This is a genomic window from Rickettsia endosymbiont of Urophora cardui (assembly GCF_964030725.1).
GTDB lineage: Bacteria > Pseudomonadota > Alphaproteobacteria > Rickettsiales > Rickettsiaceae > Rickettsia.
On record NZ_CAXIPY010000007.1, the window covers coordinates 49,324 to 66,660 of the forward strand.

The window sequence follows — 17,337 nt, forward strand, 5'->3', positions numbered from 1 at the left end:
AAATTTAAAGAAAGACTCTAGTCCTTTGGAAAAATTTACACACTTAATTGTGAAGACTCTTTTACATTTCATACACACGGATCCAATTATCTAAATCACATACTCCCATTACATCAGATAATTGCATATTATTTGTTATATTCATTATCATCTCTGGAGGTAAAGCCTCAATACTGTGATATAAAGTATGTAATTTTGCTTTATGGTTCAGAGTACTTACTTGTGTTAGGTTAAAATAATTTACATTAATATAATTAACCACCTTCTTGTCAAAGCACGATATGTCATTTGCTGACATCATCTCTTTTAACACTGACTGTACTAAATTATCTTTGGCATGACACTGATAAAAATTAAGCAGTTTTGCAGCATCAAGCGAATCATACTTCGAATCATCTTCACATAAGGACGAAATATTATGCATCACTTCTTTTACTTTATCATAACAAAGCATATTATGTTGTATTGCATTGTTAATACGGTATCTTATCCCTGGTTCTATCTTATGAGAACTTAAGTCTATTACTATTGACCTTATTAATCGATTTGATTCTATAGCAATTGTTAATTCCTCTAAGCCATAAGAAATAATAATATTGCCGTCAATATTAATAGAAGTAAGGCTAGTATGATCTTGAATAAATTCTGATAACTCTGCTGCTCCTTCATCGTCCAAACCGCACCGCGATAAATCAAGATGTGTTAGAGATTGATTCTTTTTTAATGCAGCTAATAAGTTTAATAATTCGCCGGGACGTATATAATTACCAGATAAATTAAGATGTTTAATCATATTATTGTTGCATATGATATGCTGTATAATCAATCGCATGCTTGCCGGGGCGATATTAGTATATGCCAAATCAATGTGATTAATAGTTGTGTTGTGTTGTAATTTTAGTACAATCTTTTTTATATCTGTGTAGTTAATATCAATATTTGATAACTTGATAGATGTGATAGAGTTTTGATCCGTGCTTAAGAATTCGTCAAACTTTTTGATATTTCTTGCGATATCTGCTGAGTATTCCCGTTGCATCTCGTCCTCTAATATGTCCCATGCTCTCATGTCAGGGTCTCCAGTTGATGCATTAAATTTATAGTCTTTATAAGTCTCTGTATAGATTTCACTATATCTTTGCAGAATATTTCTAGTGCCTTCGTACTCAAGTAAGTGTTTGTATTTATCCTGAGTGATATCGATTTTCTCAGGAAATTCTCGAAGATTATACACTTCTTGTTTTGTACCAGTGTTATAATTTGCATCAGTACCTGTATGGATTATTACTTTTTGTCTCTTTATGTACGGTGTATTATTGAATGGCTGATTTTCATGGGATGAGCATGTCGTAATATCACTTATTGCTTTATTGGGTTGATTGATGGTTATTGATTCTGGTTTTGTGAAGTTTATATTCAATTCCATTGTTTGAATATGATCAAGATTATTATTATCGTGTTGTGTAAAAAACTTAAATGGTTTACCAGCACGAGTTAGAACTTGTAATTCTGTAATACCTGCAGAATGGGTCAATATTTGAATATTCATGTTGTTGTCTTGAATTTTTAATATATACCACAGCGATTTCAAAGGTAGAAAGTCAAATGAGTGGTCGCCCTGAACAGTAGGCAATAGTAAGCGAGTAAAGTTGAATTTCGCAATTTGACTTACCAAATCTTGAAATATCAAAGGTATATTTACTACTCTTGGATTATACAAAGCAGTATATATGTTATTGATAACTCTTGTTATTATGGGATTTTGATTTTTATACTGCCAATGTGCAGCATGTCCACATAATGCTGTTATGTGCATTGCGTGAGTGCGTATCTGTATCTCTATATTTCGTTTAGATGAGTCCATCACGATGGTATGTAAGGATTGATAACCATTAGGTTTTGGTATATTGATATAATCTTTTACATGTCCTCTCCTAATCTGATATTGTTTATGTACGCAATCAAGAGCTTTATAACATTCTTCAATATCGTTAACTATAATCCTAATTCCTAGGATATCATATAATTGTGCTAAATTTACATTGTGATCTAGCATTTTTAGCCAGACAGAATAAGGATTTTTGACTCTACCAATGATTTCTGCATGAATATTTGATGCATGCAAAATGTTACTTAATAAATTAGAGACATCACATATCAATTTGTTACTGTTCCCATAAATTGTGTGTATATATTCTGTAATATATTGGTACTCATCTGGTTTTAGAAACTGCAAACAAATATCCTGTAATTCATTTTGGATTGCTCCTAAGCAAGCTTTCTGAACACATGGGAGATAAAATTCTATTATCTCTAAAATAACTATAGTGTTTTCTGTATGTGATTGATTTAAGTTAAATATACTAATTTTATGCAATAAGTAGCTTAATTTAATGCACAGTGTATGTGTCATAATATTTTCTGGAAGTGCAAATAAGCAGTCCATAAAATTCTTTTGCTGTACTTTGTGAGAAGGGATGTAATGAATTTTTGATAATTGAATAATACCCTGTATTATATTAGCAACTTTGATACCAAAATCATCTCTAATTATGTCTAACTTTAGATCATATAACTCTTCTTTTATCGGATCAATAAATGAACTGAGTAATGATGCAATTAAAGCATCTTGATAAGGATTAATAGTTAAAATGATTTCAGCAATTTCTAATGAATAAGAATGATCATTTTTATTATAAATTAAATAATCAATTATTCGACCTAAAGTTCTATCATCAATTGATACAATAGGACGACATCTTGAGAATAATAATCTTATTAATTTCTGCAACTTTTGATCATTTTGCATATGTATAACTTAATCCATGAAGATATTGCTACTAAATTTTGGCATGCCTGGTAAATTCCAGTATTAATTAAGCCAGATTTATATTTTCTTCCCATACCTCATTGGGTGTTTTATAACCGAGCACTTTTCTTGGTAAATTATTTAAAAAATCCTCAATTTCTTGTAATTGCTTTATTGTTAATTTTTTTATATCTAAAGATTTAGAGTATACTCTGTGCACCATTGAGTTAATCTTCTCTATCAATGGTTTTTGCCATGGAGAATAAGGATTGCAAAAATATACTTTTCGTTCAGATTTTGGCAATAGTTGTTCATGATTGGTAAATTCTTTGCCATTATCTAACGTTATGCTTTTGATTATATGCGACAATTGTTTAAGTTTTTTATTCATGTTACCAATCACATCTTGTGTTCTTTTTGAACGGTTTAAAGTGAGAAACACTTTTTGTGTTCTGATATCCACAAGAGCGCCTATATTACGACTTTGATTACCTTTGTTAAAAGTTAAATCACCTTCTAAATGACCTATTGCTGCTATCTTTCTATTTATCTCTGGTCTTTCAGTAATGGAAACTCGATTTGGTATTGTAATTCTTTTGTTTCTGATTCTTGTACCATGATGCAACCTATTTTTCCTTTTTCTTGCTAAAGATAAATATAATTTTTGCCTTTGTGCTATAGGAGATGTATAAATAAACTGGTATATACTCTCTGTAGAAATATTGACAGTATCTCGTGATAGTTTACGTCTACCTGAAATTATATCTGGTGAAATACCCTGTGTTAACTGCTTTATTATTTCTGCTCGTAAATTATTATCAATATCTAATTTTCTTTTTCTCTTACCTTGCCTTAAACTGCAAGCAAGTGTGTTAGCCCTATCTGGTCTATAATTATGCCTCATTCTCTTGAGTTCATAACATATAGTGCTTTTATCACGGCCAATCTTTGTCCCTATATATCGCGAGCTATAACCACTCTTATTCATTTCGTATATTTTAAATCTTTCATCTATCGTTAAATGATGCTCCTCGCAGCAGAGCTACGAGGTATCTAAAAAAGTTTTAGTTGTTTCTTATGATATCACGAAGCAGAGCTTCGGGGAATTAAACCCTGAGAGATTAAAAATTGATTATATCTGGCTTAATTAATTATAGAACTTTCCATTAATCCATTCTGACTTAGTACTGTTTTTAAATCTACTCCACCTTCTATCAGCAAATCTATTGCTTCATTTATTTTTTTATTCTTCTCTATTTGCATTTCTGTTACCTATATTTTTAATTACTTCTAATATAGGCTCAACAAAAATTTACACAATCATTGCAAAAGACTCTGATATAAAGTAATGTTTTCATTTATCCTCCTTTTATTCATATCAAGCCAGGCAAATACTGCAAGGCAAATATGATTTCTTTGAGCTCGGCCCGTGCGTGCCTGACAGCGTTCAATACCACAAGTTTGTTTTAATTCTCGATGATAAACCTCTATAGACCAACGTGCCTTAACAATTTTCTCTATTTGCTCACGTGTGGGATTTTCCAAGTTCGTTGTTATGTAATCAATGCGACCATTCTTTGCCACAAACTTAAATACCGTAACCCAACCGTATCCACGTAGGTGAATTTTTAGCCCCTCATCGGGTATCTCTAAACTTTCCAAGCTAACATTATGATTAACTTTTCTATTTTTCCTTAGGGTGGTAACCCATAGCCAGCCTAAATTACGTATATGTTTTAAATTCTCCAACCCGCTATACCAAGCATCCATGACTATGGCATCAGGATTGAGACCTCTTTCTTTAGCTAAAGTAAGCATATCACAAAAATGCTCATTCTTTGTTTTACCATCAGTGTCTTTATCATATACAGGAGTTTCGCACTTAGCAAAATTGTGTATTAGTTAGAAGCCATTTAATGTTGTTCTGAATTGATGTTTTTATAACTTCCCAAGTTTGTTGATATAAAGTAATGTTTTCATTTATCCTCCTTTTGTTCATATCAAGCCAGGCCAATACAGCAAGGCAAATATGATTTCTTTGAGCTCGACCCGTGCGTGCCTGACAGCATTCAATACCACAAGTTTGTTTCAATTCTCGATGATAAACTTCTATAGACCAACGCGCCTTAACAATTTTCTCTATTTGCTCACGTGTAGGATTCTCTAAATTAGTTGTTATGTAATCAATGCGACCATTTTTTGCCACAAACTTAAATACCGTAACCCAACCGTATCCACGTAGGTGAATTTTTAGCCCTTCATCGGGAATCTCTAAAGTTTCCAAGCTAACATTACGATTAACTTTTCTATTTTTTCTTAGGTTGGTAACCCATATCCAACCTAAATTACGTATATGTTTTAAATTATCCAAACCACTATACCAAGCATCCATAACTATAGCATCAGGCTTGATACCTCTTTCTTTAGCTAAAGTAAGCATATCACAAAAATGCTCGTTCTTTGTTTTACCATCAGTTTCTTTATCATATATTCTATAATCTACAGGAGTAGATTGATCAATTTGAGTATTGTAATGCAGTAAGTTTACCATTCCTATACCAGGTATAACATCATGTACAGCCCCAGAATATTGATAATTTACAAGCTCGATCCTCTTACTGTATTGCTTTGACAATAAGGTGTCATCTCCCACTAATAAACAAGGATCTTCCAGATCAATATATTTTGACACTTTGCTATAGATTTCGCTAGGGCGAAAATCCTTACTCTTTAACCATCGACTTGCACTATCGTGCGATAGATCTAATGGACTTACTTCAGATAATGCTTTGCTAGTATATCTTACACTACTTGCTTGTAAGAATGATTTATATAAATCTTTGCTACATTTTGATCTTGTCATTTTTATCTAAAACTATTTTTCTCTAGATTAGCATATTATTTGCTAAGTGCGAAACTCCTGATATATTCTATAATCTACGGGAGTAGATTGAGCAATTTTAGTATTGTAATGTAGTAAGTTTACCATTCCTATACCAGGTATAACATCATGTACAGCTCCAGAATATTGATAACGTACAAGCTCAATCTTCTGACTGTATTGCTTTGATAATAAGGTGTCATCCCCCACTAATAAACACGGTGCTTCCCAATCTATATATTTTGACACTTCCTTATAGATTTCGCTAGGACGAAAATCCTTACTCTTTAACCATCGACTTGCACTATCGTGAGATAGATCTACTGGACTCACTTCAGATAATGCCTTGCTAGTATATCTGACACTACTTGCTTGTAAAAATGATTTATATAAGTCCTTGCTACATGGAAAGTTCTATAATTAATTAAGCCAGATATAATCAATTTTTAATCTCTCAGGGTTTAATTCCCCGAAGCTCTGCTTCGTGATATCATAAGAAACAACTAAAACTTTTTTAGATACCTCGTAGCTCTGCTGCGAGGAGCATCATTTAAATATAGATATATCATGGCTCATTTAACGATAGATGAAAGATTTAAAATATACGAAATGAATAAGAGTGGTTATAGCTCGCGATATATAGGGACAAAGATTGGCCGTGATAAAAGCACTATATGTTATGAACTCAAGAGAATGAGGCATAATTATAGACCAGATAGGGCTAACACACTTGCTTGCAGTTTAAGGCAAGGTAAGAGAAAAAGAAAATTAGATATTGATAATAATTTACGAGCAGAAATAATAAAGCAGTTAACACAGGGTATTTCACCAGATATAATTTCAGGTAGACGTAAACTATCACGAGATACTGTCAATATTTCTACAGAGAGTATATACCAGTTTATTTATACATCTCCTATAGCACAAAGGCAAAAATTATATTTATCTTTAGCAAGAAAAAGGAAAAATAGGTTGCATCATGGTACAAGAATCAGAAACAAAAGAATTACAATACCAAATCGAGTTTCCATTACTGAAAGACCAGAGATAAATAGAAAGATAGCAGCAATAGGTCATTTAGAAGGTGATTTAACTTTTAACAAAGGTAATCAAAGTCGTAATATAGGCGCTCTTGTGGATATCAGAACACAAAAAGTGTTTCTCACTTTAAACCGTTCAAAAAGAACACAAGATGTGATTGGTAACATGAATAAAAAACTTAAACAATTGTCGCATATAATCAAAAGCATAACGTTAGATAATGGCAAAGAATTTACCAATCATGAACAACTATTGCCAAAATCTGAACGAAAAGTATATTTTTGCAATCCTTATTCTCCATGGCAAAAACCATTGATATAGCTAACGCGAAAAGGTTTTTACCATAGTTTTTGTATTTACTCACATATTCACCAGATCTAAATCCTATTAAACATTGCTGGACTAACTTTAAAAACTGTTTACATAAAATTATTGATCAATGCCTAAGTTTTTCCTAATCTGTGGTAGAAACATTTCCGTGTTAGCTATAGAGAAGATTAACTCAATGGTGCACAGAGTATACTCTAAATCTTTAGATATAAAAAAATTAACAATAAAGCAATTACAAGAAATTGAGGATTTTTTAAATAATTTACCAAGAAAAGTGCTCGGTTATAAAACACCCAATGAGGTATGGGAAGAAAATATAAATCTGGCTTAATTAATACTGGAATTTACCCATTTTGTTCTTGTCATTTTTATCTAAAACTATTTTTCTCTAGATTAACATACTTTTTGCTAAGTGCGAAACTCCTGTCTAACTGGTATGTCTGATGCTATTGCATCAGTATATCCGAAAACTGAACATCAAATTTGTATTGTCCATCAGATCAGGAATAGCCTCAAATATGTATCATATAAAGATAGCAAGCAATTAGCAGCGGATTTGAAACTAATCTATACTTCTGCTACTGAAAAAGAAGCAGAATTAGCTCTTGAGTCATTTGATCAAAAATGGAGTAAGCAATATCCTCATATAGCTAAATCTTGGTATAATAATTGGGATAATTTGATAATTTTCTTGCAATATCCAAAGGAGATTCGTAAGATTATTTACACTACAAATGCGATAGAATCGCTGAATAGCCAATTGAGAAAAGTTACTAAGAATAAACGCATCTTTCCAAATGATGACGCAGTATTTAAGGTTTTATATCTGACAATTGATTATATTACCAAAAAATGGTCTATGCCTATCCCCAATTGGAATGAAGCTATGGCTCATTTTATGATCAAATTTGATGGTATAGCTAACACGGAAATGTTTCTACCACAGATTAGGAAAAACTTAGGCATTGATCAATAATTTTACGTAAACAGTTTTTAAAGTTAGTCCAGTAATGTTTAATAGGATTTAGATCTGGTGAATATGTGAGTAAATACAAAAACTATGGTAAAAACCTTTCCGCGTTAGCTATAGAATTTAATGGTTCACGAAATTTACACAATTGATGAGACAGAGCCTTCTTGGTGCATATTCTAGCTTGTGTTACTTCTTATGCTATCACTAAATCTCGTATAAAACTTGATGCTTTAGCTCCAGAACAACTTCTCTTATCCTAAATTGGCGTTACTAAGAATAAACGCATCTTTCCAAATGATGACGCAGTATTTAAGGTTTTATATCTGACAATTGATTATATTACCAAAAAATGGTCTATGCCTATCCCCAATTGGAATGAAGCTATGGCTCATTTTATGATCAAATTTGATGGTAGAATTTAATGGTTTACGAAATTTACACAATTGATGAGACAGAGCCAGAATTACGGCAACAGTATTGGGGTAAACACTTATGGGCTGTTGGATATTTTGTCAGAACCACAGGCAATGTGACTGACAAAATGATTAAGGATTATATTGATAAACATGAATCGAGAGATGATAAGTTTGGAAACTTTCAAGTTGAAAACTAGCTATAGCTAAGGCATTTATGCCGTAATCTTAAGCCCTGCATTTACAATGCAGGGTGATTAACTAAAAAAAGTGGCGAGTGTATCAATCTATAATTTGTATTATATATCAAATAATTTACTTTAAATTGTAGAAATATCGCTTTTAAGCTGATAAAAGCACTAAATATTTAACTTTAAATATAAATTTTTACTTTAGTCAGAACAATTAGAATTTTTGTCAAAACTTCAGTTGATCAAATAGCATCTGATAAACTTGTGTATTGTGACGAAATGGGGGTAAGTAATAATATAACCATGTTGTACGGATGGTCAGAAAGAGGAACAAGAGCTTACTCAGAGCAAGCAGGTTTTGCTACTGAGCGAGTAAATATAGTTGCTGGTTATAATAAGGGCACCAAAGAATTAATTGCTCCGTTAGAGCATTCCGGTTATATTGATAAGCAATTATTTAATCAGTGGGTAGGTGAGCTATTATGCCCATCACTAAAACCTGGACAATGTGTAATAATGGATAATGCGAGTATTCATAAGTCACCGTTGGTAAAGGAAAAATGATGCTCCTCGCAGCAGAGCTACGAGGTATCTAAAAAAGTTTTAGTTGTTTCTTATGATATCACGAAGCAGAGCTTCGGGGAATTAAACCCTGAGAGATTAATAGAAAAAGCGGGTTGTACTCTTATGTATCTACCGGTCTATTCTCCAGATTTAAATTTTATTGAACACTGTTGGGCTAATTTTAAAAATTACTTGAGAAAAATTATTAAAAACTTTAAAGATTTTCGTGATGCAATAACGGCAGCAATGGTAAAAACCTTCCCGTGTTAGCTATAGCTGCTTACAACTACTTGATTTAATTGCTCAAAATCCATTTCAAATACCACCACCATATAAAAAACTTTCTGGTATATATGAAGGAATGTATTCTCGAAGGATTAATATACAACATAGATTATTCTACGAAGTTGATGAAAAAAACAAAAGAATAAAAGTACTAAAGATATGGAATCATTATTACGATAATTAAAAAAACAGAGGAATAAATGAATAACGCGACAAAAAGAGTAGTAGTTCCGGCACTTGAAGAAATTTTATATGAGCCTATAAAGGTATTAGATCACGGTTTTATTAGAGTGATCGACTATATGGGTGATGATAGTGCTATAGTGCAAGCTGCTAGAGTGTCATATGGCAAAGGTACAAAACAGCTAAACCAAGATAAAGGGCTGATTAATTATTTGCTACGTCACTATCATACTACGCCTTTTGAGATGTGTGATATTAAGTTTCATATTAAATTACCGATCTTTATTGCAAGACAGTGGATTAGGCATAGAACAGCAAGCGTTAACGAATATTCTGCTAGATACTCAATATTAGGCAATGAGTTTTATTTACCTGAGCCGCAAAATATCGCACCACAATCTAGCACTAATAAACAATGCAGAGAAAGCGATAGCCTACCAAAAGAAGTAGCCGCAAAAGTCCTTAAAATATTAGAAGAAGATGCCCGAAATTGTTATAAGCACTATACGGAGCAGCTTATGAATACCGACGAAGAAGGTAACATTATAGATGATAATAATACCGGTATAGCTAGGGAGCTTGCTCGCATGAATTTGACCTTAAATTATTATACAGAATGGTATTGGAAAATTAATTTACATAATTTGCTTCACTTCTTAAGACTACGTGCCGACCCGCACGCTCAATATGAAATTAGAGTTTATGCCGAGAAGATGCTCGATATAGTCAAAGCTTGGGTACCTTTTACTTATGAGGCTTTTGAAGAATATCGTATGTGCGGAGCAAATATTTCCCGCAAAGGTTTGGAAGTAATTAAGAAGATGATAAATGGCGAAAAAGTTACCCATGAAACTAGCGGAATGACCAAAAGAGAATGGGAAGAGCTGACGAAAATTCTCAAATAGTAAGTATTTAAATGATGCTCCTCGCAGCAGAGCTACGAGGTATCTAAAAAAGTTTTAGTTGTTTCTTATGATATCACGAAGCAGAGCTTCGGGGAATTAAACCCTGAGAGATTAATCCACTGCTCGCTAATTTTACAAAAATCATCGACAAAACAAAATAATGCAGTAATATCTTTCTTCATGGGGATACTCTTGTTTTTTTGCTAAAAATTATATAGAGTGTCTTCTATCCTTTGTAAATACTTACTTCCAAACCTAGATTAATCCAGAATTCAGGTTTTAAAGACAAAAAGAATTTTAGAAAATCTAGAAACTTAGAAAATTGAGAAAGCATTTAAAAAATCAACAAACAATAAATAAGGAAAAAAGAAATGTTTAAAATAACAAATATTACAAAACAATTAATTAATGTAGCAAGAAATATTCCCAAGGCAGTATCTGCAAGTATTAATAGTAGCAGTCAAAGTAAAGGATATATAGAGAATGCAAGTAATGAATTCACCTTTTTAAAGGCACTACCGAGTCAGTCAGTCAATGTTACAATTCAAGACAAATTTAAGGCTTTCACTCCAAACCTTGCGAATATAACAAAGGTAAAACCTACACAATTATTAGATCCAGCAGATATTAGAAAGCTTATATATGCAAGATTTGCAGAAGAGATAGGAGCAGGTCACAAGAATGATGAAGAAAAAAAGAACCTTGATACTAAAAACCTAGAGACTAAGAGTCATGTTGCAAGAGAGCACGCAGAAGCTTGCAGTACTTACAGCATTACAGAGGAGTTTGAAATGTTTAAGGCACAAGGTTACGATTTTGCAGCAGCAAAAAAAGCAGTACAGAACCAAAGCTCAAAAAGTATATTTAAGCGTATGCAGGAGCTATCCATATCAGGTTATCTATCGAATTACGCAGGCAATCCGTCTTTAAGAGAGGATATAGAGAAAGTCATTATCCAGAAAGAATTAGTAATTAATGAGTTTATGGCAACAGTTGCTGGCAAGGTGGAAGAGCTAGAAGAATATAGTACAGAGTTACTAGGTTAGAGAGGATTAATAGGCAACAAGAGAGGGGCATATGAAATTAGATTTAGAGAGTAATGCGGGCACAAGTTTTGCTGAAGGATATAAGCATTTAGAGAATGGAAGATACGCAGAAGCAGTAAGGATATTTAGAAGTATAGTAAAGTCTGATCCGTTAGATGCAACGTAAGCGTCTGGTAAAGGTGGTCTAGACAAAAGGTGGGCTCTGTCTCATCAATTGTGTAAATTTCGTGAACCATTAAATTCTACCATCAAATTTGATCATAAAATGAGCCATAGCTTCATTCCAATTGGGGATAGGCATAGACCATTTTTTGAGTCTTTTGCAATGATTGTGTAAATTTTTGTTGAGCCTATATTAGAAGTAATTAAAAATATAGGTAACAGAAATGCAAATAGAGAAGAATAAAAAAATAAATGAAGCAATAGATTTGCTGATAGAAGGCGGAGTGGCTTTGTTGCATAAATAAGATTTGTAGAGCAAGAGTGGTGATAATCTGGTAAGATGTCCTGAATTAAAAATAATCCAGATTATATGAGATCTCGGAAGAAAGCCCCTTTTAGTAAATCACGCAAGTATTCTAAATATAAAATAACGAATTGGTCAGAATATAATAATTTTTTACGCAATAGGGGTCGCATAGATTTTATGATTGCCAGTGATTTGGCGATTGGCTGGTATGCTGATTACAGAGAGGAAATGAAACGAGGAAGACCTAGACGCTATAGTGATCACGCTATATTACAGTGTTTGAAGATCAGATGCTTATTCGGTCTTAAGTTACGCCAAACCCAAGGCTTTATAAACTGGCTCTTTGAAATATCGGGTTTATCTATTAGATGTCCAGACTATACAACATTAAGTAAGCGTATGAAGTCATTAGATCTTAGGTATTTACATGGAAATCAAGATAAAGAATTTAGTTGTATTTCAATGGATAGTACAGGGATACAAGCCTACACAGGGAACGAATGGCTAGAAAATAAGCATGGTAAGCAATATAAGCGTCGCATATGGAAAAAGCTACATATCGTTATAGAAGATCAAGGTATGATACTTGCCGATAGTACCACAGAGCATACTATAGATGATAGATCACAGATTGGACTACTAATAGCTAATGTCAGAGCCAAGGATTTTCTGGGAGATCGAGGGTATGACGGTGAATCTACATATCAATTGTTGAGAAAGAAGAAGATAAAACCAGTTATTAGACCCCCAAACTCTTCAGTAAAAGTTCAATCGCTTAGGGATAAAACTGAGAGAGATGCAGCTGTTATATATCAACAAAACAAAGGATACCAAGCATGGAGGGTAAAGAATAATTATGGTAGAAGGGAGCGTGTAGAGAACACGTTCTTTCGATTTAAAACTTCTTTTGGTAGTAAGTTTCTATCAAGACATGATCAAAATATGACAAAAGAAATGTCTATTAAATGCCACTTATTAAACAAAATGTTTGAAATTGGTAAACCTATCTCTGTGCCTGTTGGCTAGGCTAGCATTGCGGGGTTAGGGGCAGTATATTCAAAAGCTTATTTATGCAACAAAGCCAATAATCGTGGCAAGCCACGGGGAATTTAACCCACCAGGGATTAATAGAAAAAGCGGGTTGTACTCTTATTTATCTACCGGTCTATTCTCCAGATTTAAATTCTATTGAACACTGTTGGGCTAATTTTAAAAATTACTTGAGAAAAATTATTAAAAACTTTAAAGATTTTCGTGATGCAATAACGGCAGCAATGGTAAAAACCTTCCCGTGTTAGCTATAAGTTGGAAATTACAATAAAATCAAGTTTTGATGGAAGTAATCAAATTACCAAAACCTCATTTAATAAAAAGCTAAAATTACCCAATAATATTAGTGAGTATAAACCAGCAATATTAGACAAAATTGCTACAGTTTTTGATACATTATGTACCCAAATAGAATAAATAAATTTTGTTATTACTAAAAAAGTATAAAAAAATTGGAATACATTTCTCCTTATGGAAAGGATTTTGTCAAAACTTCAGTTTTTGAAGCAAAGCTAAAAACCAAACTTGATTTACTTTGGCAATGATTTATGCATATCACCTACCTAAAAAACTTGATCGGATTCGAATCCCTAACTCCACAGAGTAACGGAGCTATTGAATATATTGACGATTTGCTTAGAGAACATGTCTTTAAGACCGAGGTAAAAATTTTTGGTGAGACCGAGCAAGTTACTAATCTTTATGCTGTTTACGGCAATAGTAAACCTAATATTTGCTTTGTTGGGCATGTTGATGTAGTTCCTGCTGGTGATCCTAACCTTTGGTATCATTCTAATCCCTTTAAAGCTCATGAGCAGGACGAAAAAATATACGGCAGAGGGGCAGTTGATATGAAAGGGTCAATTGCATGTTTTTTAGCAGCTAGCTTAGACTTCATAAAAAATAATACCGATTTTGTAGGTTCGATTAGCTTTTTACTTACTAGCGATGAAGAGGGAAAAGCAAAGCACGGCACTAAGGAGATGCTACAATATATATATAATCAAGGACACGAAATTGATTTTGCTATTGTTGGCGAACCCACTTGTGAAAAAGAGATAGGAGACACGATCAAGATTGGCAGAAGAGGAAGTGTTAACTTTAAATTAAGTATAATAGGCTTAGGTGGGCATGTAGCTTATCCACAAAAAGCAAATAATCCATTACCTTGCTTGATAAGAATATTAAATGAACTAACAAATATTAAACTTGATAAAGGGACTGAATTTTTTCAAAATTCAAACCTCGAAGTAACAAATATTGACGTTGGTAATAATACTACAAATGTGATTCCCAAAACAGCAACTGCACATTTTAATATACGTTTTAATAACTTGCATAGTGCAGAAACTCTAGCAAAACAGGTAGAAGAAATTATGAAACAACACTGCCAAAAGTATAAATTAGATTATACGCTAGAATATAATAGCTCTGCCGATAGTTTTATTCAAAATCCTAATGATAAGATAAAAGAATTTGCTACAATAGTAGAAAAAACTCTTAATATAAAACCAAATTTTTCTACAAGCGGCGGTACATCCGATGCAAGATTTGTTAAAAATTATTGCCCCTTAGTAGAATTCGGTTTATTATCAGACACTGCACATAAAATAAACGAATATACCAAAATTAGCGATTTACAAAAATTATACGATGTGTATTATAATTTTTTAACCTCTCAGGGTTTAATTCCCCGAAGCTCTGCTTCGTGATATCATAAGAAACAACTAAAACTTTTTTAGATACCTCGTAGCTCTGCTGCGAGGAGCATCATTGGAAACATTAAATGTTACTGGATCCCCGCCGTTGCTGGGAATGACATAACAGAAAAATTGGACAACGCCGCCAATTTTTCAAATACTATAAAAAATAATAGACGAAGTTTTATTTGGAAAAGAGCATGGAGTCTGTAAGCCGCGGAGCGTACAAAGGTACGTGAGCATCTGAGGATTTACAAAGACGACATAGCCAATTTTTCAAATAAAACGAGTATATGCGGATGTGATGGAACTGGTAGACATGCAAGATTTAGGTTCTTGTGCCGCAAGGCGTGGGGGTTCAAGTCCCTTCATCCGTACCACTTAAATTTTTTCTCATAAGAATAATATTGGAAAGTTCTATAATTAATTAAGCCAGATATAATCAATTTTTAATCTCTCAGGGTTTAATTCCCCGAAGCTCTGCTTCGTGATATCATAAGAAACAACTAAAACTTTTTTAGATACCTCTTAGCTCTGCTGCGAGGAGCATCATTTAAATATAGATATATCATGGCTCATTTAACGATAGATGAAAGATTTAAAATATACGAAATGAATAAGAGTGGTTATAGCTCGCGATATATAGGGACAAAGATTGGCCGTGATAAAAGCACTATATGTTATGAACTCAAGAGAATGAGGCATAATTATAGACCAGATAGGGCTAACACACTTGCTTGCAGTTTAAGGCAAGGTAAGAGAAAAAGAAAATTAGATATTGATAATAATTTACGAGCAGAAATAATAAAGCAGTTAACACAGGGTATTTCACCAGATATAATTTCAGGTAGACGTAAACTATCACGAGATACTGTCAATATTTCTACAGAGAGTATATACCAGTTTATTTATACATCTCCTATAGCACAAAGGCAAAAATTATATTTATCTTTAGCAAGAAAAAGGAAAAATAGGTTGCATCATGGTACAAGAATCAGAAACAAAAGAATTACAATACCAAATCGAGTTTCCATTACTGAAAGACCAGAGATAAATAGAAAGATAGCAGCAATAGGTCATTTAGAAGGTGATTTAACTTTTAACAAAGGTAATCAAAGTCGTAATATAGGCGCTCTTGTGGATATCAGAACACAAAAAGTGTTTCTCACTTTAAACCGTTCAAAAAGAACACAAGATGTGATTGGTAACATGAATAAAAAACTTAAACAATTGTCGCATATAATCAAAAGCATAACGTTAGATAATGGCAAAGAATTTACCAATCATGAACAACTATTGCCAAAATCTGAACGAAAAGTATATTTTTGCAATCCTTATTCTCCATGGCAAAAACCATTGATAGAGAAGATTAACTCAATGGTGCACAGAGTATACTCTAAATCTTTAGATATAAAAAAATTAACAATAAAGCAATTACAAGAAATTGAGGATTTTTTAAATAATTTACCAAGAAAAGTGCTCGGTTATAAAACACCCAATGAGGTATGGGAAGAAAATATAAATCTGGCTTAATTAATACTGGAATTTACCATTAAGGTTTTTATGCAGCAATTTAGTATTTATCAAACAAGTGATGAATTACTGCTGAAAGCAATTTTTCTTTTGATAGAGAAGTGTTATTATTCTGATCTTAAGAGCGTTGTACTTACTGTTGATACAGAGCAGCAAGAAATGCTAAATAAAAATCTTTGGACTTATTCCCGCAAACAATTTATCCCTCACGGCAGTACAGTTGACCCGCAACCTGAAAAACAGCCTATTTACATTACTGATACACTACAAAATCCCAATAACGCTAGTGTGCTTATTATTATCTCACCGACTAACATAGAGAAAATTTTACAAGCTAAAGAGTATGTCAGCGATTTTAAAAGAATAATTATAATAACCGATTTACCGGAAGATTTAAAAAAGCTGAATTTAAAAATAAGCCAAATTACTGAACAGGAAAACACTATAGACTGTTTTACTCAAGATCAACGTGGCTCATGGAATAAAATATGACATATTTAACTAAACAACCCTCAGCTATAAGCTGAGGGGTTATAAAGTGGAATCGATTAGAAATCGATCATCATTCACAGGTTCACCTTCCCGTTCATCAATATAGTGCTGTATCATTTCATCAGTTATATTACCTGAACTGACTGCCATATAGCCCCTAGCCCACAAATGATGGCTTTGTTGCATAAATACTGAAGTTTTGACAAAAAATTTTTATTAAAAAAAGTGGCGAGTGTATCAATCTATAATTTGTATTATATATCAAATAATTTACTTTAAATTGTAGAAATATCGCTTTTAAGCTGATAAAAGCACTAAATATTTAACTTTAAATATAAATTTTTACTTTAGTCAGAAAAATTAGAATTTTTGTCAAAACTTCAGATAAATAAGCTTTGTAGAGAAAGAGTGGTGATAATCTGGTAAGATGTCCTGTGACTAACGAATATTAGAATTACCCTCAACGAACATT

Annotated in this window: 13 protein-coding genes, 1 tRNA gene and 9 pseudogenes; 17 read left to right on the top strand and 6 right to left on the bottom strand. The window is 32.7% G+C overall.

The window, feature by feature from the left end; translation table 11 throughout:
• Positions 1-61: 61 nt before the first annotated feature.
• The 5 genes and pseudogenes from AAHI98_RS14075 to AAHI98_RS14095 all read right to left on the bottom strand — a co-directional run.
• Positions 62-2,809: a hypothetical protein gene (locus AAHI98_RS14075; protein WP_342226254.1), complete on the bottom strand. Its 2,748-nt coding sequence runs from the start codon at positions 2,807-2,809 to the stop codon at positions 62-64.
• A 67-nt stretch (positions 2,810-2,876) separates the two neighbouring features.
• Positions 2,877-3,824, bottom strand: coding sequence for an IS30 family transposase (locus AAHI98_RS14080; RefSeq protein ID WP_342226658.1), 948 nt, complete (start codon positions 3,822-3,824; stop codon positions 2,877-2,879).
• Positions 3,825-4,144: 320 nt separating this feature from the next.
• Positions 4,145-4,678 (bottom strand): annotated as a pseudogene (locus tag AAHI98_RS14085) (transposase); the annotation flags it as partial.
• A 13-nt stretch (positions 4,679-4,691) separates the two neighbouring features.
• Positions 4,692-5,672, bottom strand: a complete 981-nt coding sequence (locus AAHI98_RS14090; protein ID WP_342224656.1) for an IS701 family transposase — start codon at positions 5,670-5,672, stop codon at positions 4,692-4,694.
• A gap of 54 nt (positions 5,673-5,726) precedes the next feature.
• Positions 5,727-6,095 (bottom strand): annotated as a pseudogene (locus tag AAHI98_RS14095) (IS701 family transposase); the annotation flags it as partial.
• Positions 6,096-6,257: 162 nt separating this feature from the next.
• Between AAHI98_RS14095 and AAHI98_RS14100 the strand changes: the two are divergent.
• The 17 genes and pseudogenes from AAHI98_RS14100 to AAHI98_RS14170 form a co-directional block, all read left to right on the top strand.
• Positions 6,258-7,049 (top strand): annotated as a pseudogene (locus AAHI98_RS14100) (IS30 family transposase); the annotation flags it as partial.
• 121 nt (positions 7,050-7,170) lie between these two features.
• Positions 7,171-7,392, top strand: a complete 222-nt coding sequence (locus AAHI98_RS14105) for a hypothetical protein (protein ID WP_342226257.1) — start codon at positions 7,171-7,173, stop codon at positions 7,390-7,392.
• Positions 7,393-7,488: 96 nt separating this feature from the next.
• Positions 7,489-8,037: pseudogene (locus AAHI98_RS14110) on the top strand (IS256 family transposase); the annotation flags it as partial.
• A 263-nt stretch (positions 8,038-8,300) separates the two neighbouring features.
• Positions 8,301-8,456 (top strand): annotated as a pseudogene (locus AAHI98_RS18810) (IS256 family transposase); the annotation flags it as partial.
• Positions 8,457-8,476: 20 nt separating this feature from the next.
• Positions 8,477-8,647 (top strand): annotated as a pseudogene (locus tag AAHI98_RS14115) (transposase); the annotation flags it as partial.
• A 255-nt stretch (positions 8,648-8,902) separates the two neighbouring features.
• Positions 8,903-9,472 (top strand): annotated as a pseudogene (locus AAHI98_RS14120) (transposase).
• Between the two features lie 4 nt (positions 9,473-9,476).
• Positions 9,477-9,671 (top strand): annotated as a pseudogene (locus AAHI98_RS14125) (Txe/YoeB family addiction module toxin); the annotation flags it as partial.
• 16 nt (positions 9,672-9,687) lie between these two features.
• Complete coding sequence (gene thyX / locus AAHI98_RS14130; protein ID WP_342226260.1) at positions 9,688-10,575, top strand: FAD-dependent thymidylate synthase; 888 nt, start codon at positions 9,688-9,690, stop codon at positions 10,573-10,575.
• Positions 10,576-10,946: 371 nt separating this feature from the next.
• On the top strand, positions 10,947-11,621 hold the full coding sequence (locus AAHI98_RS14135; RefSeq protein WP_342226261.1) for a hypothetical protein: 675 nt from the start codon (positions 10,947-10,949) through the stop codon (positions 11,619-11,621).
• Positions 11,622-11,652: 31 nt separating this feature from the next.
• Positions 11,653-11,787: a hypothetical protein gene (locus AAHI98_RS14140; RefSeq protein WP_342226262.1), complete on the top strand. Its 135-nt coding sequence runs from the start codon at positions 11,653-11,655 to the stop codon at positions 11,785-11,787.
• Positions 11,788-12,153: 366 nt separating this feature from the next.
• Positions 12,154-13,116 (top strand): IS5 family transposase, encoded by a 963-nt coding sequence (locus AAHI98_RS14145; RefSeq protein ID WP_342224734.1) that lies wholly within the window; start codon positions 12,154-12,156, stop codon positions 13,114-13,116.
• 101 nt (positions 13,117-13,217) lie between these two features.
• The gene (locus AAHI98_RS18300; RefSeq protein WP_410526270.1) at positions 13,218-13,388 is read left to right on the top strand and encodes a transposase; all 171 of its coding nucleotides are present in this window, start codon (positions 13,218-13,220) and stop codon (positions 13,386-13,388) included.
• Between the two features lie 7 nt (positions 13,389-13,395).
• A complete protein-coding gene (locus AAHI98_RS14150) occupies positions 13,396-13,557 on the top strand; it encodes a hypothetical protein (protein WP_342226263.1) in 162 nt (53 codons plus the stop codon).
• 131 nt (positions 13,558-13,688) lie between these two features.
• Positions 13,689-14,852, top strand: a complete 1,164-nt coding sequence (gene dapE / locus AAHI98_RS14155; protein ID WP_342226264.1) for a succinyl-diaminopimelate desuccinylase — start codon at positions 13,689-13,691, stop codon at positions 14,850-14,852.
• A 283-nt stretch (positions 14,853-15,135) separates the two neighbouring features.
• Positions 15,136-15,220: transfer RNA gene (locus AAHI98_RS14160), tRNA-Leu, on the top strand.
• Positions 15,221-15,410: 190 nt separating this feature from the next.
• Positions 15,411-16,373, top strand: a complete 963-nt coding sequence (locus tag AAHI98_RS14165) for an IS30 family transposase (protein WP_342224646.1) — start codon at positions 15,411-15,413, stop codon at positions 16,371-16,373.
• Positions 16,374-16,403: 30 nt separating this feature from the next.
• Positions 16,404-16,865: a DNA polymerase III subunit chi gene (locus AAHI98_RS14170; RefSeq protein WP_342226265.1), complete on the top strand. Its 462-nt coding sequence runs from the start codon at positions 16,404-16,406 to the stop codon at positions 16,863-16,865.
• A 39-nt stretch (positions 16,866-16,904) separates the two neighbouring features.
• Here AAHI98_RS14170 and AAHI98_RS18815 read toward each other — a convergent pair.
• Positions 16,905-17,039: pseudogene (locus tag AAHI98_RS18815) on the bottom strand (IS200/IS605 family transposase); the annotation flags it as partial.
• Positions 17,040-17,337: the final 298 nt, after the last annotated feature.